At 65.1% G+C, this 19,242-nt stretch carries 25 protein-coding genes; 11 read left to right on the top strand and 14 right to left on the bottom strand.

Annotated elements, in window-relative coordinates:
- Positions 1-157: 157 nt before the first annotated feature.
- Complete coding sequence (locus tag IVB01_RS16155) at positions 158-631, bottom strand: hypothetical protein (protein ID WP_247418724.1); 474 nt, start codon at positions 629-631, stop codon at positions 158-160.
- A gap of 209 nt (positions 632-840) precedes the next feature.
- Here IVB01_RS16155 and IVB01_RS16160 point away from each other — a divergent pair, with 209 nt between their 5' ends.
- A complete protein-coding gene (locus IVB01_RS16160; protein ID WP_247280642.1) occupies positions 841-2,496 on the top strand; it encodes a fumarate hydratase in 1,656 nt (551 codons plus the stop codon).
- A gap of 181 nt (positions 2,497-2,677) precedes the next feature.
- Here IVB01_RS16160 and IVB01_RS16165 read toward each other — a convergent pair whose 3' ends face one another.
- The 5 genes from IVB01_RS16165 to IVB01_RS16185 all read right to left on the bottom strand — a co-directional run bounded on the left by IVB01_RS16165 (position 2,678) and on the right by IVB01_RS16185 (position 6,028).
- Positions 2,678-2,974 carry a hypothetical protein gene (locus tag IVB01_RS16165; protein WP_247280643.1) on the bottom strand — a complete coding sequence of 99 codons (297 nt, stop codon included), beginning with the start codon at positions 2,972-2,974 and terminating at the stop codon, positions 2,678-2,680.
- Positions 2,975-3,080: 106 nt separating this feature from the next.
- Positions 3,081-3,635, bottom strand: coding sequence for a septation protein IspZ (locus IVB01_RS16170; RefSeq protein WP_247280644.1), 555 nt, complete (start codon positions 3,633-3,635; stop codon positions 3,081-3,083).
- 12 nt (positions 3,636-3,647) lie between these two features.
- Complete coding sequence (locus tag IVB01_RS16175) at positions 3,648-4,223, bottom strand: hypothetical protein (RefSeq protein WP_247280645.1); 576 nt, start codon at positions 4,221-4,223, stop codon at positions 3,648-3,650.
- Between the two features lie 76 nt (positions 4,224-4,299).
- The gene (locus tag IVB01_RS16180; RefSeq protein ID WP_247280646.1) at positions 4,300-4,563 is read right to left on the bottom strand and encodes a hypothetical protein; all 264 of its coding nucleotides are present in this window, start codon (positions 4,561-4,563) and stop codon (positions 4,300-4,302) included.
- 76 nt (positions 4,564-4,639) lie between these two features.
- Entirely contained in the window at positions 4,640-6,028 is a 1,389-nt protein-coding gene (locus IVB01_RS16185) for a carotenoid oxygenase family protein (RefSeq protein ID WP_247494691.1), read from the bottom strand.
- 106 nt (positions 6,029-6,134) lie between these two features.
- Here IVB01_RS16185 and IVB01_RS16190 point away from each other — a divergent pair, with 106 nt between their 5' ends.
- Complete coding sequence (locus IVB01_RS16190) at positions 6,135-6,890, top strand: TetR-like C-terminal domain-containing protein (RefSeq protein ID WP_247280761.1); 756 nt, start codon at positions 6,135-6,137, stop codon at positions 6,888-6,890.
- On the opposite strand, the gene IVB01_RS16195 is transcribed toward IVB01_RS16190, so the two are convergent.
- Complete coding sequence (locus IVB01_RS16195; RefSeq protein WP_247280648.1) at positions 6,887-7,492, bottom strand: hypothetical protein; 606 nt, start codon at positions 7,490-7,492, stop codon at positions 6,887-6,889. The two genes, IVB01_RS16190 and IVB01_RS16195, sit on opposite strands and share 4 nt — an antisense overlap.
- A 161-nt stretch (positions 7,493-7,653) precedes the next feature.
- Between IVB01_RS16195 and IVB01_RS16200 the strand changes: the two genes are divergently transcribed.
- Positions 7,654-8,229, top strand: coding sequence for an SET domain-containing protein (locus tag IVB01_RS16200; RefSeq protein WP_247280649.1), 576 nt, complete (start codon positions 7,654-7,656; stop codon positions 8,227-8,229).
- Positions 8,230-8,349: 120 nt separating this feature from the next.
- Here the strand turns inward: IVB01_RS16200 and IVB01_RS16205 are convergent, their stop codons facing one another.
- Together IVB01_RS16205 and IVB01_RS16210 are read right to left on the bottom strand one after the other, a co-directional pair.
- On the bottom strand, positions 8,350-8,748 hold the full coding sequence (locus IVB01_RS16205) for a hypothetical protein (RefSeq protein ID WP_247280650.1): 399 nt from the start codon (positions 8,746-8,748) through the stop codon (positions 8,350-8,352).
- A 31-nt stretch (positions 8,749-8,779) separates the two neighbouring features.
- Positions 8,780-9,010, bottom strand: a complete 231-nt coding sequence (locus IVB01_RS16210; RefSeq protein ID WP_247418730.1) for a hypothetical protein — start codon at positions 9,008-9,010, stop codon at positions 8,780-8,782.
- Positions 9,011-9,111: 101 nt separating this feature from the next.
- Here IVB01_RS16210 and IVB01_RS16215 point away from each other — a divergent pair, with 101 nt between their 5' ends.
- Positions 9,112-9,933 (top strand): helix-turn-helix transcriptional regulator, encoded by an 822-nt coding sequence (locus IVB01_RS16215; RefSeq protein ID WP_247418731.1) that lies wholly within the window; start codon positions 9,112-9,114, stop codon positions 9,931-9,933.
- 40 nt (positions 9,934-9,973) lie between these two features.
- The gene (locus IVB01_RS16220) at positions 9,974-10,798 is read left to right on the top strand and encodes a helix-turn-helix transcriptional regulator (protein ID WP_247418733.1); all 825 of its coding nucleotides are present in this window, start codon (positions 9,974-9,976) and stop codon (positions 10,796-10,798) included.
- Here the strand turns inward: IVB01_RS16220 and IVB01_RS16225 are convergent.
- Positions 10,786-11,586, bottom strand: coding sequence for a thioesterase family protein (locus IVB01_RS16225; RefSeq protein WP_247418744.1), 801 nt, complete (start codon positions 11,584-11,586; stop codon positions 10,786-10,788). The two genes, IVB01_RS16220 and IVB01_RS16225, sit on opposite strands and share 13 nt — an antisense overlap.
- 167 nt (positions 11,587-11,753) lie before the next feature.
- Here IVB01_RS16225 and IVB01_RS16230 point away from each other — a divergent pair, with 167 nt between their 5' ends.
- Positions 11,754-12,419, top strand: coding sequence for a DsbA family oxidoreductase (locus IVB01_RS16230; RefSeq protein ID WP_247418746.1), 666 nt, complete (start codon positions 11,754-11,756; stop codon positions 12,417-12,419).
- 7 nt (positions 12,420-12,426) lie between these two features.
- On the opposite strand, the gene IVB01_RS16235 is transcribed toward IVB01_RS16230, so the two are convergent.
- Positions 12,427-13,596 carry a GNAT family N-acetyltransferase gene (locus IVB01_RS16235; RefSeq protein ID WP_247280656.1) on the bottom strand — a complete coding sequence of 390 codons (1,170 nt, stop codon included), beginning with the start codon at positions 13,594-13,596 and terminating at the stop codon, positions 12,427-12,429.
- Positions 13,597-13,781: 185 nt separating this feature from the next.
- Between IVB01_RS16235 and IVB01_RS16240 the strand changes: the two genes are divergently transcribed.
- Together IVB01_RS16240 and IVB01_RS16245 are read left to right on the top strand one after the other, a co-directional pair.
- Positions 13,782-14,210 carry a YeeE/YedE family protein gene (locus IVB01_RS16240; RefSeq protein ID WP_247418748.1) on the top strand — a complete coding sequence of 143 codons (429 nt, stop codon included), beginning with the start codon at positions 13,782-13,784 and terminating at the stop codon, positions 14,208-14,210.
- Positions 14,211-14,215: 5 nt separating this feature from the next.
- A complete protein-coding gene (locus IVB01_RS16245) occupies positions 14,216-14,683 on the top strand; it encodes a YeeE/YedE family protein (protein WP_247451530.1) in 468 nt (155 codons plus the stop codon).
- Positions 14,684-14,739: 56 nt separating this feature from the next.
- On the opposite strand, the gene IVB01_RS16250 is transcribed toward IVB01_RS16245, so the two are convergent.
- On the bottom strand, positions 14,740-15,072 hold the full coding sequence (locus tag IVB01_RS16250) for a hypothetical protein (RefSeq protein ID WP_247280659.1): 333 nt from the start codon (positions 15,070-15,072) through the stop codon (positions 14,740-14,742).
- A gap of 109 nt (positions 15,073-15,181) precedes the next feature.
- Complete coding sequence (locus IVB01_RS16255; RefSeq protein ID WP_247418750.1) at positions 15,182-15,586, bottom strand: hypothetical protein; 405 nt, start codon at positions 15,584-15,586, stop codon at positions 15,182-15,184.
- Between the two features lie 153 nt (positions 15,587-15,739).
- On the opposite strand from IVB01_RS16255, the gene IVB01_RS16260 reads away from it, so the two are divergent.
- Together IVB01_RS16260 and IVB01_RS16265 are read left to right on the top strand one after the other, a co-directional pair.
- Positions 15,740-15,964: a hypothetical protein gene (locus IVB01_RS16260; protein ID WP_247280661.1), complete on the top strand. Its 225-nt coding sequence runs from the start codon at positions 15,740-15,742 to the stop codon at positions 15,962-15,964.
- Between the two features lie 56 nt (positions 15,965-16,020).
- A complete protein-coding gene (locus IVB01_RS16265) occupies positions 16,021-18,015 on the top strand; it encodes a pyrroloquinoline quinone-dependent dehydrogenase (protein WP_247418802.1) in 1,995 nt (664 codons plus the stop codon).
- A 45-nt stretch (positions 18,016-18,060) separates the two neighbouring features.
- On the opposite strand, the gene IVB01_RS16270 is transcribed toward IVB01_RS16265, so the two are convergent.
- Positions 18,061-18,525 carry a PaaI family thioesterase gene (locus tag IVB01_RS16270; protein ID WP_247418753.1) on the bottom strand — a complete coding sequence of 155 codons (465 nt, stop codon included), beginning with the start codon at positions 18,523-18,525 and terminating at the stop codon, positions 18,061-18,063.
- Between the two features lie 371 nt (positions 18,526-18,896).
- On the opposite strand from IVB01_RS16270, the gene IVB01_RS16275 reads away from it, so the two are divergent.
- On the top strand, positions 18,897-19,190 hold the full coding sequence (locus tag IVB01_RS16275) for a hypothetical protein (protein WP_247280763.1): 294 nt from the start codon (positions 18,897-18,899) through the stop codon (positions 19,188-19,190).
- Positions 19,191-19,242: the final 52 nt, after the last annotated feature.

Here is a 19,242-nt window from a genome sequence, read left to right on the forward strand (position 1 = left end):
TGCGCTCAATCGTCCGGTCATAGCTGTTGTCGCGCATCGGATCGTCCTCCGCTGGAGCGATCCAATCAGCGAATTAGTGAACATGCACAGCAATGACGACGTGTGGCGAGCAACATCGTGATGCTCGCGCCGCGGGCAAGAGCGTGCAAGGCTCCGCCTATTCGTCCTTGCCGCGCGTGATCGCGATGGACGCGTCCGACTTGGTGCGGCTGCATTCCATGTTGAGCCGCCGGTAGCGCATGCTGATCTTGTCGCCGCGCAACAGGCCCATCCGCTTCAGGCAGCGTGTCGCGCCCGTGGTGGTGTCGTCCTTCGTCACGGTGAAGACGATCGCCGCCATCGACCCCACCAGCGCATAGAACTCTGGCTTGGGCTTGCGATCGCCCTTGGCATAGAGCTCGATCGAATATTTGTCGCCGCGGCAGCCAACGGACAGGTCCTTGGCCGCCGGGTGCGTCAAATAGACGATGTTGGCGGCCCGGAAATTCACCTTAAGTCGATCGATCTGGTTCGCCAGCTCCTTGGCGCTGTCGTCGCAGCGGTCGGCGCGCGCGGGGAAGGTGAGAGCCACAAGGCCGGTGATGGCGGCGGCGACCAGGATCGCGCCGCGGAGGTTCAAGTTCAATGTCATGATGAAAAGCCCCTTGCGGCGTGCATTCAAGCGTCGGCGGGCGCGAAGCGCAAGGGTGGGCGCCGGCCTTTCCACGTGCTGTGCCAATGCCTTCCCGAGCCCCTAGCCACCCTCTCCCATGCGCCCCGGTCCCTTTCTTTTCCGTCCAAAATGGGCTTAGAACGCCTCTATGCCGAGGGCCTATGAGGCCACAAACCCCGAGATCCGCTATGAACGCTCCCACTGCCTTTCCCGACGAGTCAAAACCCGTGCCGCCCTACAAGCACACCCCGCTGTTCCCGCTGGGCAAGGACGAGACGCCCTACAAGAAGATCTCGTCCGAGGGTATCAGGGTTGAGAAGGTTCTGGGCAAGGACATGCTGGTGGTTTCGCGCGAGGCGCTGCGGGCGCTGTCGGAGGCCGCTTTCGGCGACATCAACCATTACCTGCGGCCGGGCCATCTGAAGCAGCTTCGCGCGATCCTGGAGGACGGCGAGGCGAGCCCGAACGACAAGTTCGTTGCCCTCGACTTTTTGAAAAACGCCAACATTGCCGCGGGCGGCGTGCTGCCGATGTGCCAGGACACCGGCACCGCGATCATTATGGGCAAGAAGGGCTGCAACGTCATCACCGACGGTGACGACGAGGCGGCGCTGTCGGAGGGCGCGCGCGATGCTTACTTGCGCCGCAATCTGCGCTACTCGCAGGTCGCCCCGCTCTCGATGTTTGAAGAGAAGAACACCGCCAACAACATGCCGGCGCAGTGCGAGATCTACGCCGAGGGTGACGACGCCTACAAGTTCATGTTCATGGCAAAGGGCGGCGGCTCCGCCAACAAAAGTTTTCTGTTCCAGGCCACGCCGTCCGTCCTGACCAAGGACCGGCTCCTCGCGTTTCTGAAGGAAAAGATCCTGACGCTCGGCACCGCGGCGTGCCCGCCCTATCACCTCGCCATCGTGATCGGCGGCACCTCGGCCGAGCTCTGCATGAAGACGGTGAAGCTCGCCTCCGCCCGCTATCTCGACGCGCTGCCGACCCACGGCTCGCCCGACGGAAATGCCTTCCGGGACGTCGAGATGGAGAAGGAAATCCACAAGATGACGCAAAGCTTGGGGGTGGGCGCGCAGTTCGGCGGAAAATATTTCTGCCACGACGTGCGCGTGATCCGGATGCCGCGTCATGGCGCTTCGCTGCCGATCGGGCTTGGCGTGTCCTGCTCGGCCGACCGCCAGGTGCTCGGCAAGATCACGAAGGATGGCGTTTATCTCGAGGAGCTCGAGCACAACCCGGCGCAATACCTGCCGCAGGTGGAGCAGTCGCTCGGCGGCGAGGTCGTCAAGATCGATCTCAACCAGCCCATGAAGGACATTCTGGCGACGTTCTCCAAGTACCCGATCAAGACGCGGGTCTCGATGACCGGCACCATGATCGTCGCGCGCGATTCCGCGCATGCCAAGCTGCGCGAGCGGCTGGAGAGGGGCGAGCCGCTGCCGGACTATTTCAAGAACCATCCGGTCTATTACGCCGGACCAGCCAAGACGCCCGAAGGCTATGCCTCCGGCGCGTTCGGCCCGACCACCGCAGGCCGCATGGATTCCTTCGTCGACCAATTCCAAGCTGCGGGCGGTTCGATGGTGATGGTGGCGAAAGGCAACCGTGCTCCGGCCGTGCGCGAGGCCTGCAAGAAATATGGTGGCTTCTATCTCGGCTCGATCGGCGGGGCCGCGGCGAACCTTGCCGAGCACTGCATCAAGAAGGTCGAGGTGCTCGAATATCCCGAGCTCGGCATGGAAGCGATCTGGCGCATCGAAGTCGTCGACTTCCCGGCGTTCATCATCATCGACGACAAGGGGAATGATTTCTTCAAGGAATTGAATTTGGGCTAGCGGCTTCACCCTGCTTGCGCGCTCGTGAGCGTGCATGTGCCCTTACGGAAGTCCGTGATGCCCGGGATTGCACGGATCTTTCTTGCTGCCGCGAGCACGTGAATGGCCGAGGCAGTCCCGGCCATGACGATGCGGAAAGCTTAGGCGCGCCCTGTCGCTGTCAGCGGACGGCAGACCGGCCTTAAGCGCGCGTGCCCGTAAACGGGAAGCTACCCATCGGGCCGATGCCCATCTCGCCACTGATGCTGTCGCCCGAGACGGTGCCGGTGAATTCGAGCGTGAGCGGCATCGGATTGGTGATCGAGACCTTCCAGGAGACGTTGTCGCCGCTGACGTTGCCGTCGAAAATCTCGGCGGTACTACCTTCCGCACCCTGCGTGCCCGTGAGCGTGCCGCCCGCGGCCTTCAGGCTGAGCGTCGCCTGGCGCTCGCCCATCGGCGTCGTCATGGTCAGATTCCAGTTGCCGTCCACGGCCATTCCCGTCTCCCGAACAAATCCCGGCGGGCCGCGACGATCCGCGGCCAGTCCTGTGGCGAGCCTATAACCCAACTCGCAGCTCCTGCCTAACGCTCCGATGGGGCAATTAGGCGCGGGCAGCGGCGCGCCGGCGGCTGGTGACGATGAGGCGCAGAACGACGTATTGCACGGCAAATGCCAGGATCTTGGCGCCGCCCGCGACGACGGTGAGATAGAACGCCCACAGCTTCAGATCGCCGGTCGAGGCGACGGCGATCACGCCGACGCCGATCGCGAACATCAGCACCGCCCAGGCATAGCCCGCAGCCGTCACATATTCCGGAACGGTCTCGACGACGATCGGCGGCATGTAGCGCAGCATCCAGCCGCGCTTGAGCATGATGAGTCCGATCGCGAAATGCGCGATCGCAGGCTTTGCCAGCATGAAGCGGGGATCATTGGTCAAGAGTGTGATCGCGCCCAGTCCAACAACGAGCGCGAGGCTCGCATAAGTCATGTAGTTGAGCTGCTGCCCCTTGACGCGGGCATAGATCACCTGCGCGATCGCGCCGGCGATCGCCACCGATGTCGCCAGGATGACGTTATCGGTGATGAGGTAGACGGCGAGGAAGACGATGGCGGAAAAGAGGTCGGAGGCGAGGCGAGCGAATACGTCCTTCATCGTCGATCCTGTTCAGCGGGCGCTGGGCAATGCGCGGGCGGGCGTACCGTACTTGATCTGGCGATACTCGGGATACCACTTTGTGAAGTAGATTGCGCTGTTGCGGGCGGCGAAGGCGACCGCAACACTCGACCAGAGCGGCAGCCCGGGGACGTAGAGCAGCACGAGATTGGCGCCGGCCATCAACAGCGCGGCTGCGGTCCAGGCGCCGGTTATGACGTAATTGGCGTAAAGGAAGCCAGGGATTGCCGCGGTTTCGGCCGGGACCGATTCAAGCGCATATTGCAGTGTGAAGGGACGGCGGGCCAGCATCGAGCCGAGTGAAATGACGAAGATGCCGATATCGACCGACAGCTTGACCCCGAGCGTGCCGAGCCCGGGATCGACCAGCGCGAGATAGAGGCCGATTGCGGCGAACACGGTCGCCGAGCCTGCAGCCAGGATCTTCACCGAGCGGCCGCGCGCGACATCGATTGCAACGGTGGCGAGGCAGATCGCGGAGGCCGCGAACACGCTGATCGTCGCCGAGGTCACCAGCATCAGCAACGCGAAGACGGCGTAGGGCGCGAGGATCAGGAAAATCGCCATATGCCACCTCGTCAGGCCGAATCTTTACAACGTCAAGATACGTAGCCGAACGCGAAAATTGGGTCAAGCGAAATCTTTACAGTGTCAAAATGACGAAGGCGGCCTCTAGAAGATGAATTGCTGCAGTGGCTTGTTCGGACGCCTCCTCGGCCAATTCCGCCCAGGGGAGGCGCGACAGGATCGGCGCCGCTGCGGCGCTCAAAAGAGCCGCGGCGAGCAAGATGCCGCCGTTGAAGATGGTATGGCTGCTTCGCTTCAGCCGGATCATCTCGAATGCGAGCGCGGCGCAGGAGAGAGCGAGAACGGCGAGGCAGGCTGCTGTGATCGAGGGCACGTGCATGTGGAACCTCTTGGTGATGCATCCGCGCCGTCATGCCGGCCTCGCCGAGTGCGCGCCCGGAATGACGAGGAGGGCGTTACGCCGCCCCAACCCAATTGCCGTGAAAGCCGTCGGGCACGCGGTGGCCGAGCTGGACAAGCGCGACGGGACCGGCCTCGACATCGGTGGCGTTGAACACGGCGAGGTCGCTGCGGTTCTCTCGCGCGCGCCAGACCAATGCGAGCAGCCAGCCGTCGCCCTCGGCCGCATCCTTCGATCGTTCGACGAACACCGGCTCGGAGATGGTGTCGCCGGCCGGCAGCAGATAATGGCCGAGCCGTCTACCGCTGCCGTCGACATGGACGATGCCTGAGAGCGCGTCGAACATCGGCAGCCGCGGATTGGCGCAGGCATACCAGCCGTGGCGGCTCTTCAGTCCGGCGCGGCGATCGTCGATGCGGGGGAATTCGCCGGTGAGATCGTCGAGATAAGTCTGCTGGAAGCGGTCGGTTTTTCCCGAAAGATCGAACGTCCAACGGCAGTGGCGGGCGCGCGACTTCTCCGGATCTGTCGGCCGACCGTCGGGACGCGGAAACAACGGCGGCTCCTCGAACTGCATGACGTCGGCGATGGTGCGCTGATCGTCCTCCCACGCATTCATGACGTGGAAGACGTAGCAGGCCTCAGCTCGAAACCAGACGATATCCTTTGCCGTACCGTTGCGCTTCATCACGCCGACATAGGCGCCCTTGTCCGGCTCCCAGGCATAGGGCGGTCGTCCGCTCATCGCGCGTTCCATGCTGCCGGTGATGGGGAGGATCGGAAACAGCACATGGTTCGCGGTAACGATGAAGTCGTGCACCATGCTGGCATAGGGCGCCTCGAAGCGCGTCGCCCGTCCTGACGCATCGATCGCTCCGTAGGAGAGGGCAGGGGTCAGCGGTCCCGCCGCATTGTACCCGAAGAATACGAGTTCGCCGGTCACAGGATCGATCTTCGGATGCGCCGTGAAGCTGCCGGCGATGCGGCCTTGGTAGTTGTGATAGCCGCGCGTTGCCAGCGTACCCGGCTCGATCTCGGTCGGCAGGTGTGCTTCTTCCAGCGCCAGCAGCTTGCCGGCATGGAAGATGATGTTGGTGTTGGCGACGCCGCCGTCAGAGAGATCCGCCGGGGCATCCGGCAGCTTGCGGCCGAAGCCGCCGAACAAAGCGCGGCCGGCGTCGTGCTCGGCCAGCCATTTCGGCGTGCGGACCCAGCGGTTGCGGTAGCTCGCGCGTGCGTTCTCGAGGTGGAAGGCGTGCAGCATGCCGTCGCCCACAAACCAGTGCGCACCGGGCGACGAGAACTGCGGATTGGGGCCGTTGCGATAGAGCGTGCCGTTCAACTCGCGCGGCAATTCGCCGATGAGCTTGAGGTACGCCGCGTCGGCTTCGAAGGGAATTGGCGCGATATTGTTGCGCTGCTCGGTGACGACGTCCTGCTGCACGGCGTATCCTTCCCTATCTTTACATCGTAAAGATCAGATAGTGCCGATTGCCGTTGCGGTCAAGGGAAATCTTTACACTGTCAATATGGCGCCTTATAGCTTGAGCATGGGCAAAAGCGAAACCAGGGCGGCGCGCGGCCTACGCCCCCCGAAGAAGACATCGTCGACCTCGCACGTCTTGCCGCGTCTCGCGCGGCGCCCGGCAGTTGCGAAGGCTGAGACACCCTATCATCACGGCGCTCTGCGGGAGGCGTTGCTCGAGGCCGCCGAACGGGTGCTGGAGCGCGACGGGCTTGCCGGCCTGACATTGCGCGCGGTGGCACGCGAGGCGGGCGTCTCGCACGCCGCTCCCACCCATCATTTCGGAGACCTCACGGGCCTGCTCAGCGAGCTCGCGGCGGTCGGCTTCCGCCAATTCAACGCGGCGATGGCAGCTTCATCCGATGCCGCGTCCACGCCGCTTGAACACGCACTGGCGCGGCCGAAAGCCTATGTTGCCTATGCGCAGGCGCATCCCGGCATGTACGGCATCATGTTTCGCACCGAGCGGCTCGATTATTCCAGGCCCTCGCTGCGCGAGGCGGCCGAAGCCTCCTTTGCCGGGCTCGCCAATGCCGTCGGCATGATGCGCCAGGAGCAGATCAGCGGCGATGCGCTGACCTTGAACCAGGGCGCGGCGATCGCGCGGGCCTGGTCGCTGGTGCACGGCTTCACCATGCTGCTGCTCGATGGCCGGCTCGAAGATATCCTGGAGAGGTTGCCCGAGGGAACGACGGCCGAACGGCTGCTCGAGGCGATGCTGACGTCGCCCGTGACCACGAAATTGCCGCCTGGCGGCTGTTTGCCCCCGGCGAAGACCTAGCGCATGGTCGCGAGCTCGACGGCGCGGCCTCTTGTGCCGATGATCTTGACCTCGTCCTTGCCGCACCTGAAGCCGCGGGCGAAATCGTCGGCGGCCTTGCGCGCGAGCTCATTGGCGGTGGGATTCGCGATCGCATCGACATAGGCGACGTGACAGACCGGACCCGGCGGCAGCCGGGTCACGACCAGCATGGCTTTGGTGTTCGGCCGCCCCTGCTTGTCGGGATCGCTGCTGTCGGCGATGTGCCAGCGCTGAATGATCGCAAATGGCTTGGCGCCCGCAGCTCGCCATTCGACAGTCGTGTCCGATGAATTGAAGGGAGCGAACCAAACTTTGGCCGCCGGCTCCTCGGCCGCTTCCTTGCGATTGCGGCCGACCGAGACGACCTCGCGAAGATCATCCTCGGCGATCAGCACTACGAGGCCGGACTTGCCCGGACAGACCCGCATGGTGCTGCCGTCGAGCGCGCTGGGCTTACCGATCTGGCGGCAATCTTTCGGCGCGGTCGAGGTGTAGATGCCGCCCACGGACTCGGCGCAGGCCCAATTGACGGCGGCGCATATCAGCAACACGGATAGGCATGTGGTGACGATGCGGATCATGATGACGCTTCGATGCAGCTGGAACTTCGTAGCATCAGACGTCTTGACTGTGGGCAAGGTTCAAAAGCGCCTCCAGGCACCTGACAGCGGCGCGGAATCGTTCTAGAAGAGCGGCTCGCCTGGGCCGCTCCGGCCCCGTTCGCGTCCTCGTTCTCTTGATCATGCCAGCCATATCCTCGAACAAACCTTATCGCGTCGGCCGTTCCAAGACAGGGCTCGGCCTCTTTGCCACCAAGCCGATCAAGAAGGGCACCCGGATCATCCGCTATTTCGGGCCGATCCTGGACTCGCGGATTCCGGCGCACGACGAGATCGAGAACAAATATCTGTTCGAGCTCAACGGGCGCTGGACCATCGACGGATCGGTGCGCAAGAATCTCGCCCGTTACATCAATCATTCCTGCCGGCCCAACGCCGAGTCCGACGTCCGCCCGCGCGAGCGCAAGGTCTTCATCCGCGCCATCAAGAACATCGAGCCGGGCGACGAGATCAACTACGACTACGGCACCGACTATTTCAAAGCCTATCTGAAGCCGATCGGCTGCAAGTGCGATTCCTGCGAGAAGAAGCGCAAGAAGCTGCGCGCCGAGGCGCGGGCCCAACGCACCAAGGCGAAGGCGCGGGCCGAGCGCAAGGCCGCGAAGGCGGGCGCCAAGAGTGCGAAAAAGAAGGCTCCCAAAAAGAACCAGCTCAACGGTCACGCCGTCGCCAAGACGAACGGCCGCGCGCGGGCGTAGGAATCCAAGATTCCGGGGCGGTGCGCAGCGAACTAGGGTGCGCCCTTGCGCACCTGAGAATCTCGAGATTCCGGGTCTCTGGTGCTGCCGCACCAGCCCCGAATGGCAGTGATCGGTAGGTCACGCCGCCACCGCACTCGCGCTCCTCCGCAACCCCACATATTGCAACTCCGCGAACACGCCGGTCGCGATGGCTTGCGCCACAACCATCAGCTCGCCCATGAGGTTCGGCGACACCGCGCCTGAAAGCAGCAGCGCGATGCTGCCGACCGTCCAGGCCGCGTTGCCGATCACGACCAGCAGCACGAGCGCCTTGGAAACAGATGCACGCGCGGCGAGCCAGCCGACCAGTACGGTGTAGGCAATCAGGAAGAGGCCGGTCTCACCCAGCAGCGCTTCGGGAAGGTTGAACAGCGAGGCGAACGTGCTCGCGCCGAAAGTGAAACCCAGCGCGGCGACGCCGCTGAAGACGGCATCGGCGAGCAGTGCACGGCGCAGGAAAGTGGACGCTTCGATCATCGTGGTTCTCCTTGGTTGAGGTCGAGGGACATCACCGCAATCCGCGCCACCAGGCGCGGACGAGGCGGGCGAGGCGGAACGGGCACAGGCTCCTGCCGACGCCGTGCTCGAAGGCGATGACCTGCGCGACGACATAGTCGCCGGTCGAATGCACGAGCGGCTCCGGGACGTTGAGGCTGCCCGCCAGCATCCGGGTTGCGAAGGCCATGGCCCAGGGCAAGACGTGGTCAGCGATGGTCCGGTAGAGCAGCAGCGCGATCATGGTCATCTCCTGTTGCGACCGACGATGCGCGCGTCCGCGCCTCAATTCGATTACCTCGCGGGTAATGGAAGGGCCGAAATTCGCATGCTAGGTTTTCGATCATGAACGCACATGCATCCACGGCACGTACTGAGCGCAGCCAACCGGTCCATATCGGCGACCATTTGCGAGAATGGCGGCAGCGCCGCCGCATGAGCCAGCTCGATCTCGCCGGCGAGGCCGAGATCTCCGCGCGCCATTTGAGCTTCGTCGAGACCGGCCGCGCCGCGCCCTCGCGCGACATGGTGCTCAGGCTCGCCGAGCGCCTCGACGTGCCCTTGCGCGAACGCAACGTGCTGCTGGTCGCGGCCGGCTATGCGCCGGCGTTCCCGCAGCGCCCGCTGGAGGATCCCGCCTTGACATCAGCCCGCCAGGCGATCGACATCGTCCTCAAGGCACATGAGCCCAATCCGGCACTGGCGGTGGACCGGCATTGGAACCTGGTCTCGTCCAACCGCATGGTGGCGCCGCTGCTCGACGGCATCCCGCAGCATCTGCTCGGCCAGCCCTTGAACGTGTTGCGACTTGCCTTTCATCCCGAGGCGCTGGGGCCGCGTACCGTCAATCTTGCGGAATGGTGCGGGCATCTGCTCGAGCGGCTGCACCGGCAATGCGAGGCGACCGCCGATCCTGAACTGATCAAGTTGTATAACGATCTAAAAAGCTACCCCATCCCGGCGCGTGCGGCGCCGCTGCCGAGCGACAATGTCGCGATCCCGTTCAAGCTGCGCCACCAGGGTGAGATCCTGAGCTTCTTTTCCACCACCATGGTGTTCGGCACGCCCGTCGACATCACTCTGTCGGAGCTGGCGCTGGAGACCTTCTTCCCGGCGGACGAGCGCACTGCCGAGCGGCTGAAGCAGATGGCGGCCACACTTTCTTAGCCGCGTTTACAGGGTGCACGAGGGCCCGCATAATCGGCGGATGGATACACGCTCGTCCCGGTCCTTGCGGCCGGCCAATCCGGTCGGCAATCTCCTGCGCGCCTGGCGCATGCGCCGTGCGTTTAGCCAGGCGGAGCTGGCGTTCGAGGCCGGCATCTCTGTCAAGCATCTCAGTCATGTCGAGACCGGCAAGGCGGCGGCCAGTCGGGACATCCTCCTCCAGCTCGCCTCCGCGCTCGATTTGTCGCTGCGCGACCGCAATGCGCTGCTCGAGGCCGGCGGCTTCGCGCGGCAATATGGCGAGCGCGACCTCGCCGCGCCCGAGCTTGCCGATGCGCGGCGTGCCATCGATCTTCTGCTCAGCCGTCACGAGCCATTTCCCGCGATCGTCACCGACCGGCGCTGGAACGTGAAACAGGCCAACCGCGCGGCCTCGCGTCTGATGACGATGCTGCTTGGCTCTGAACGTATGCAGCGTCCGCTCAACCATATGCGCATGTTCCTCGCGCCGGACGAGCTCAAGCCGTTCGTCGAGAACTGGCCAATTGTCGCGGCAGCGCTGTTGTCGCGGGCGCGTCATGAAGCGATGGCCGCCCCGCTCGACGATGCCCTGCAATCGACCTGGCGCGAATTGATGCGCTTGCCGGAGCTGCCGGCGCCTCAACTCGAGGACGAGGCCGTGCCGGGGCCGTTGTGCGAGGTGCGCCTGCGCAAAGGTGAGGTCGGCATCGGCCTGATCGGTGCGGTCCTGACGCTCGGCACACCGCAGGACGTCACGCTCCAGGAGCTTCGTGTCGAGATGTTCATGCCGACGGATGCAGGGTCCGAGACGACGCTGATCGCGCTTGCGTCTCAGGACGCCTGAGCCTGCACGGCCTCACGCCGCTCGAAGCTCAGGGCCTGCATCACCTCGGCAAACGGACCGTTGCGATCGCTCAGCGTCGCCGTGGTCAGGCCCGCGCCGTTGGCGCCGACGCCCGTCGCCGCGCGGATCAGGATCCATTCGCCCTCCGGCGGCCGGACGAAATAGAGGCTGATCTCGGGATTGATGAAGGTCCATTGGCGCATATCGACCATCTGCGCGACGCCGCTGGAGAAGTCAGCGGCCTGCACCGCCTGGAGCAGCGGCGTGTTCGGCTCGCCTTCGACCAGCGCGGCGTCGAGCCGCATCCAGGCGGCGGCCGGACCCGGCTTCTCCAGTGCGCCCTCGATCAGCCGCACCGACACATTCTGGAAATAGCGGCTCCATTTCTGCGCGAAGGCCGGCGGCGGCGTGCCTGCCTCGGGCGCCTGGTCGAGCGCTGCGGGCGCCGCGAAGGGATCGACCGGCGATTCTCCGCTCTGCGCCGTCAGCAGCGCCGTGCAGCGGCCGATCTCGGTCTCGCCGTCCATCAGCCGCACTTGCGCGGTCTTGGCCTTGCGCCCGTCGCGCAGCAGTTCAGTGGTGGTCCTGAAGGCGCGCAGGCCTGCCGGTCGCCAGAGATCGAAGGTCAGGCGCCGCACCGCAAAGCCCGATTCGGTTGCGAGCCGCTCGACCTCACGGGCCATCAGCGCGGTGGTAGCGCTTCCCTGCAACATGTCCGGCGACCACGGACCGCCGGCATGCTCCGTAGCCCGAAATTGATGACCTTCCGGCCTGAAAATGGCTGTCATTGCAGTCTCCCGCTGGTTCGATCGTGCAGCGAGTATCGGGGCGGGTTGCGTTTCCTACAATAACCGCAGAGGTGAAGTCGTGAGCCATGCGGGATGGGCGCCTTGCGCGGCCTCTGGTTCGGCTTATCTTCCGACGGACCCGTAGACTGCCCGAAGGAGGCGCCGCCATGAGCACGCTGAAACCGCTCCAGATCGACGTCGTCTCCGACGTGGTGTGCCCCTGGTGCTATATCGGCAAACACCGCATCGAGAGCGCGTTGGCGCTCGTGCCTGATGTTCCGGTCAAGCTCAATTTCCGGCCCTTCTTCCTCAATCCCTGGGTGCCGCGCGAGGGCATCAGCCGCGAGGACTATCTCACCCAGAAGTTCGGCTCGGTCGAGGCCTATAAGGGCATTGCCGGGCGCGTCGTCGCGGCCGCAAGCGAGGAGGGGCTCGTCTACCGGCCTGAGCTCGTGGCGCGTCAGCCCAACACGACCGATTGCCATCGCCTGATCCTCTGGGCCGAGGCGATCGGCAAGGCGCCCGAGATGAAGCAGCGCCTGATGGAGCTCTATTTCCGCGACGGCGGCGACCTCACCGAGGTCAACGTGCTGGTGCAGGCAGCCGCCGATGTTGGCCTCGATACCGACGACGTGCGCAAGCGCCTTGCCACCGACGAGGATGTCGCGCGCGTTTCGGCGGACGCACAGGAGGCCGCCGAGAAAGGCATCTCCGGCGTGCCGACCTATGTGTTCGCACAGAAGTACGCCGTCTCCGGCGCGCAGGATCCGAACCTGCTCGCGCGCGCCATCCGCCAGGTCTCGGCGGAGGTCAACGCGCAGGCGGCGGAGTAGCTTTCTCTTATTTGCGGAGCCGATGGACCACGCCTCGCGCGGCCTGGTGCGCGACGTTGAGGCCGGCCAGCGCGGCATGAATGAGCGCGACGACCGGATCATTCCGCCGCAGCGGGACCAGCACGTCGCCGATTGCGAAGCGCCCGCGCCAGATCGGGTTGATCATGGGGTGGTTGGCGCTGGCCATCGAATCCGCGCTGGCAATGGCCGGATCAGCGCAGAGATGGCGAGTGAGGTCGAGCGTGAGCTGCACGCCCGGCGAATATCTTGCAAAGCGCTCGTCGATGCCGAGCTTGAAGAAGAAGGCGCGGTCCTGATGGCGCAGCACGACGCCGGCGGCGACCGGTGTCGTGCCGGCGCGCAGCGTGATGATCTCGCATTGCGCGGTTTCCGCCAGCGCCGCGACGGCGCGGCGGATGAAGGTCGCATCGCCCGCATGCTGGATCAGCGCGGTGCCGCGCTTGCCCTTCCAGCCGCTGGCCTCGAGCTGCAGGAACGTTTCCAGCGCGGGCCCGATCTCGTCGCGCCCTCGCGCGACCTCGAACACGACCGCGCCGTTTTCTTCGAGCCGATGGCGCTGGCGCCGCAGCTCCTTGAGCTTCCTGGCGCCGAGCGCTTCGCGCAGCAGCGCATCGCCGTCTTGCGTCGCATCGAGGCTGGCACGGATGTAGGAGCTGAGCAGGCGCGGTCTCAGGCCGTCGCGATTGAGAACCTGATTGAGGGCGATCATCGCAGCGCCATCGAGCGCAATGTCATTCAGCACCAGCGCATGGGCTCCCGCCTCGCGCGCCTGCTGCAACAGACGCATAGCGGCCTCGATCGGGGCGTCGCGGTCGATCAGCGGGCTACACAGCGTGCCATAGGGATGCGCGCTCACCAGCGCGGGCAAGGGAATCTTCCAGGCGCGCCACAGCGAGATCACCGGCATCAGTCCGATCAGCCGCGCCGAAGATCCGTCGAATGCGGGCAGTGCCGAGGCCGAGCTGCGGCCGCGCGCGGTTGCGCTGACGGCAAGCTCCCAGCCGGGCAAGTAGTAGCCGTTCGGCTCGACCGCCCGCTGCGCGAGCGCGCGCCATTGACCGGGGTCAATGGAGGTGAGCGGAACGAGCGCGCGCGCGGCCACAGCATCCCTTGCCGATGGCGGCTTGACCGCTGCCTGCTGCGCGATGTCGACCACGTCCCGTCGTTCCCCGTTCACGCAGGCCAAGGCCGCGTTACGGCCATGCTTAGCGCAACGATTGGAAAGATACCGTTGGGATGCTGCGTCAATTCGAGCGGTCGTGTTAACGTCTCGTTGACATTCCGGCGGCACTGCGCCGGTTGTAGCGGATGGGCGAGGGGTGCTCGACCGGAGGGATCAGGATGATCGCCACACCTTTCACGCCGCTGGCCTCGCTTCTGGGCGGGGCGCTGATCGGAATGTCCGCGGTGCTTCTAATGTGGGCGACGGGACGAATCGCCGGGGTCAGCGGCATCGCGGCGCGGCTGTTCCCGCCTTATGAGGATAGCGAATTCCCCGGCCGGCTCGCCTTCGTCGCGGGTCTCATCCTCGCGCCCGTGCTGGTTCGACTCACCACCGGAGGCCTGCCGGAGCAGACTATACTGGCGGGAACGCCGGTGCTGATCGTTGCGGGATTACTGACGGGATTTGGCGCAGTGTGGGGCAGCGGTTGCACGTCCGGCCATGGCGTCTGCGGCCTGTCGCGGCTGTCGGCGCGCTCGCTGGTCGCGACCATCGTCTTCATGGCGGCAGGCATGGCGACCGTCTTCGTGATGCGGCACGGGAGCTGACGGCGATGGCAATTTTCGTTCAGTTCGCGATCGGCCTGATCTTCGGCGTCGGCCTCATCGTCTCCGGAATGTCGAATCCAGCAAAGGTCTTGAATTTCCTCGATGCCGCCGGCATCCCGGCAGGGACGTGGGATCCGAGCCTTGCGTTCGTGATGGCCGGCGCTGTGGCCGTGACTTTCGTCGGGTTCAATCGCGTCCTGAGGCTGGGACGTCCATTTTTCGCCGAGCGATTTTCTCTTCCCACGCGAGCAGACGTCGATCGGAGAATAGTGGTTGGTCCGGCGATCTTCGGCATTGGCTGGGGATTGGCGGGGTTCTGCCCGGGACCGGCGCTGACGGCGCTCGGATTTGGCTCGAGCTCCGCCCTCATTTTCGTCGCGGCGATGTTTGCCGGCATGTTGCTTGCGCGGTTCACCGCGCATTTGCCATCGAGGGCGCGCGTCACGACGCCGGCCGATCCGCACGAAACCTGATATGAAGGGACCGGGCGAGTCGTCTCGTCCGGTCCCGGCCATCAAGCGTTCATGGATTACCAGCGGTCGTCGACACCGACGCCGACGCTGACGCCAGGTGCGCGAATGCCGACGCCGGCGCGCGGTCCGTCATCCCAATCGCGATGATAGGTCCGACGCTCGTAATAGCGCTCGCGCGGCATGTAGTTATAGGAATCCCGCACGATCACGCGCGAACCGCCGCGCGTCCGATAGCAGCGGCCAGCGTCGTCACAGACAAGTCGTACCTGCTGGACGAGATCCGGATTGGTGTACTCGCTGCTCGTATAGATATCGGAAGCCTTCGCACCCGATGCGGCTGCCAAAGCACCGACACCCGCCAACAGCGCAATAGTCAACATCCTCATCATGTCCTCCTCGAAACTGCCCTCGGCGGTAACAAGAAGGGGAGGCGGTGATCGTTCCCGTCCGCGATGCTGGTTTTTCCCGGAACCGCAGCTTCGTTACAGCAATTTGTTCCTAGATCGGCTCGTAAGTCTCGGTCCCGCAGATGTCGTCGGCGTCCGCCCGCCGGCGGTCGACGACCTTTCCGCCGTTGATGGTCACGATGTAGGTCTGGGCGCCAAGCGGCGTGCCGGTCGCGGAGGTGAGCTGCGCGCGGACGCAGGCCGTCCAGCCCGGCCCTCGCACCTCGCGATGAGGCGGGGCGACGTGCACCTCGCGCGGATAGGAGGTGGCGAGGAAGACGACGTCGATCTGCTCGCGCACCAGGCGCTTGACGTCCGGGGGCGGCTCGGGCGGCGGCTGCTCGGCCTCGTTCATGCGCATGAACTCCGGCACCGGCGCGCGGCTGTCGGCAAAGCCACAGGCACCGAGCGCGAGCGCGCCGGCGAGCAGCGCGGCATGAGCAATGATCCGCAACATCCCTTGAAGGTCCCCTGCGGGCCAACAGATAGGCACGAATGCGATCCGGCGAAGTCCGCTCCGTTCAAAATTTGCTGAAGACGCGGAAACCGGGGCATTTGCGAATACGGGATTGCGGGCTAGTTTGTATCCCACATCAGGGGGATTGCACGGATGAGGATTTTGGTCATCGCGGCCGCGGTGCTGGCGCTGGCAGCTGGATCGGCGGAGGCGCAGGGCCGGCGCCAGCCCAGTGAGGGTGCAAAGCCGGCTGACACCAAACCCAAGGTCGACGAAAAGGCCTACAAGGCTGCGCTCGAGCGCATTCCCGAGCCAAAGGAAAAGTACGATCCGTGGGGCGGGGCCCGCCCTGGCGAGCCCACCAAGAAGCCGAAATAGAACGGGGCGGGGCGTTGCGGATCCACCTGCGCGCTGCGGTCGCATTCGTTACGCTCCTGTTGCTTGCCGTGCCGCCATGCTTCGCCTGGGAGAGCTGGGGCGGCGATCCCGGCGGCTCGCGCTTCTCGCCATTGCGGGAGATTTCGCCCGGCAATGTCGGCCAACTCGTCCGCGCCTTCGAATATCACACGGGCGATCTCACAGCGCGCGCACCCGAGCTGATGCGGCGAACCAAATTCCAGGCGACGCCGCTGTTCGTCGAAGACAGCCTGATCTTCTGCACGCCCTTCAACGAGGTCATCGCGCTCGATCCCGGCACCGGCGTGCAGAAATGGCGTTACGATCCGAAGATCGCGATCAACCAGCGGCCGGCCAATCGCTATGTCTGCCGCGGCGTCACCTATTGGGTCGACGACACGGCGCCGCCGGATGCTGCCTGCCGCGCGCGCATCTTCATGGGCACGAACGACGTCCGCCTAATCGCGCTCGATGCGAAGACAGGCGTTCCCTGTGCCGGTTTTGGCAATGGCGGGCAGATCAAGCTCGATACCGGAATGACCCTGGAATGGCCGGGCGAATTCCAGATCACCTCGCCGCCGGCGGTCGGCCGCGGTGTCGTCGTGGTCGGGTCTGCAATCGGTGACAACCGCCGCGTCGACGCGCCGAGCGGCCAGGTGCGTGCGTTCGATGCGCGAACCGGCCAGCCACGCTGGACCTTCGAGCCGCTCAAGCGCGATGGCATCGAAGCCGGTCACGCCAATGTCTGGGCGCCGATGTCGGTCGACGACAGGCGCGGATTCGTGTTCCTGCCGACGTCGTCGCCCTCGCCGGATTTCTGGGGCGGTAGGCGGCCGGGCAATAACGAGCACGCCAATTCGGTAGTCGCGCTGCAGATTGAGGCCGGCGACCTCGTATGGGCCTTTCAGACCGTGCATCACGACGTTTGGGACTACGATCTGCCGGCGCAACCGACGCTGGCGCGCCTCGACATTGGTGATGGCGAGCGCGACGTCGTGATCCAGCCGACCAAGCTGGGTTTCGTCTTCGTGCTCGATCGCGACACCGGCAAGCCGGTGTGGCCCGTCGAGGAGCGCGCCGTGCCGCAGGGCGGCGCGGAAGGTGAAGCGCTATCACCAACGCAGCCATTCCCGACGCATGTACCGCCACTAACGTCGCAGACGATCTCGACCGACGATGCGCTCTCGCTAATACCTGCACTGCGTCGCTCGTCCTGCGAGCGCCAATTCGCGGCGGCTCACAATGAGGGCCTGTTCACGCCGCCTTCCGTGCAGGGCACGCTGTTTTTTCCGTTCACCGGTGGCGGGGTGAACTGGGGCAGTGCGGCCTTCGATCCGGTCAGCCAGGTCCTCTACGCCAACACCAGCCGCGCCGTTCATCTCATCAAGCTGATTCCGCGCGCGGACGCCTTCGGGTTCAATCCGCCGCCCGGTCACGATTTCGGCCAGCAGCGTGGCACGCCGTTCGCGATGACGCGCGCCATGGTGACGTCGCCGCTCGGCCTGCTCTGCAACAAGCCGCCATGGGGCGAGATGGTCGCGGTTGATCTGAAGGCCGGAAAAATCCTCTGGCGCTCGACGGTCGGCACCACCGAGGATCTTGCGCCGCTCGGCGTGCCGCTGCCCTGGGGCGCGCCGCTCGTCAACGGGCTCGCGGTCACCGCAGGCGGGCTCGTCTTCACCGGAGCGATGGACGCCTATTTGCGCGCCTTCGATGCGCGGAGCGGCAGGGAGCTGTGGCAGGGCCGGTTGCCCGTCCCGGGCGTCGCCAACCCCATGACCTATCTCTGGCAGGGGGAGCAATATGTCGCGATCGGCGCCGGCGGCCACTCCGAGGCAGGCACGTCGATCGGCGACAGCGTCGTTGCGTTTCGTCTGGCGCGGCCGGGCGAGGGACCGTCATTGTGGTCACGCACCGTCGATCGTCCCGGTGGACGTTTCTTTGCGGCGTCCTCGGCGATCGCGCTCGCGGTCGTCGCGCTTGTGATCACGGGCCTGCGCTGGCGCCGCCGCCATCGTGTCACGCGATCATGATCGTGTTGTGGAGGCGATGCGAACGATCGTTCACATCGCGCGCGCTCACCCTGGCAGCATCGCGAACGCGCTCGACACGATCGCAACCGGCTTGTTGTCGAAGGCCGAGAGCAGCGTGACGCGGCCGAAGCTTATGGTGCGGCCGAGCCGCACCACGCGCGCGTCCGCCAGCACGTCCGACGAGGAGGCTGCGCGCATGAAATGCGTGGTTTGGTCGACCGTGGTCATCGGACGATAGCCGCGGTTGGCGGCGAGGATCGCGATCACCATCGCGGTGTCGGCGAGCGCCATCAGCGCCTGGCCGCAGACCACGCCGCCGTTCCGGCACAGCCGTTCCGAGAACGGCATGCGCAGGAGCGCGCCCGGCTGCCAGTCCGGCGCATTCGCTGGCTGTGCGTGCTCGATGCGCTCGACCGAGAGGTCGAGATCCTGGACCCAGGGTGCAAAGACCTCGCCGAGGATGCGTTTCGCATCGGTGATGCCGAACTCGGCGTCTGGCTGCGTTTGCATTGCTGTCGTTCCCTCCATTGTTGCCGGATGTTTCGTCTCATTCTGCGCGCATCGGCGCGGCAAAGTCACCGGGTCTGCTGCCGGCCGCGTCGGCTTGAAAATGCCCGACTTTGCCCGATATGATGGCCTTGCTTGGGTACGGGTGGATGATGTTGCGTCGATGTGTCCTGGTCTTTTGTCTGGCCGCGCTCGGCCTTGCGCTGAACGGCTGCACCAGATGCGGCCCGATCTGGGACGACTGGCTGCATGCGCCGAAATCGTGCAGATCGGACCGGATCTAGCGGCTATGCGGCCCTGAGCTTGCGGTCGGCCGCCACAAGGACGACAAGGCGCGGGCGATCCGCGCTTCGTGGATGATCAAGGAGTGAATGATGAAGCTTTTCCGTTTGGCCGCGGTGCTGGCCGTGCTGGCGGGACCGGCCTATGCGCAAATGCCCAATCTCAATTTGCTGCAGGATGGTCCGAGCAAGAGCCCCGAGGAGAAGGCCGCGGAAGCCGAACGTGAAAAGGCCTACAAGGAGACACTGAAGAAGATTCCGGACTCCAAGGCCTCCAACGATCCCTGGGGCGGCATGCGCTCCGATCCGCCGAAGCAGTCGGCGGCGCCGAAGGCCTCGGCCGCGACCAGTGCGCCGAAGAAGAAATCCGGCACGGCTGCCAATTGACCTTCCGCCGGTCGGAGGCGGTAGACGCCTCCGGCCGGGGACTCCTCTTTGC

The sequence above is a fragment of the Bradyrhizobium sp. 164 genome, from assembly GCF_023073715.1.
Classification (GTDB): Bacteria; Pseudomonadota; Alphaproteobacteria; order Rhizobiales; family Xanthobacteraceae; genus Bradyrhizobium.